The organism is Mesorhizobium sp. M00.F.Ca.ET.216.01.1.1 (assembly GCF_004010325.2).
In the GTDB taxonomy this organism is placed as follows: domain Bacteria; phylum Pseudomonadota; class Alphaproteobacteria; order Rhizobiales; family Rhizobiaceae; genus Mesorhizobium.
Genome location: NZ_SADR02000353.1, coordinates 1 through 326, shown reverse-complemented (window position 1 = coordinate 326; position 326 = coordinate 1). Strand labels below are relative to the sequence as shown.

Genomic DNA, 326 nt, shown 5'->3' with positions numbered 1-326 from the left:
CGGCGCCGCTCGACGTCGATTGGGGCTCCAGCGGCTTCTCGGTGGGCGCGGGCCTGGAAACGGCCCTGTCGGACAAGATGACCGTCGGCATCGAATACCGCTATTCGCAGTTCGCCAAGGAAGACTTCTCGGACGAATTCCCGATCCCGAGCGGGCTTGCGACCACGACGCCGTCCTTCCACACCGTCCAGATTGGCGCCAAGTACAAGTTCAACTAGAGCAATTCCAGGAAAAGTGTGAGCGGTTTTCCGTCCGGAATTGCGTAAAAACAAGGAGATAGTGCGTTTCACCGTTTCCGTGAAAAGGTGAAACGCACTATCTGTCAG

1 protein-coding gene is annotated in these 326 nt (G+C 57.4%); it reads left to right on the top strand.

What is annotated here, in order from left to right; translation table 11 throughout:
- The coding region (locus EN859_RS36445; protein WP_135913691.1) for an outer membrane beta-barrel protein at window positions 1-218 on the top strand (218 nt) is incomplete at its 5' end.
- Window positions 219-326 lie beyond the last annotated feature (108 nt).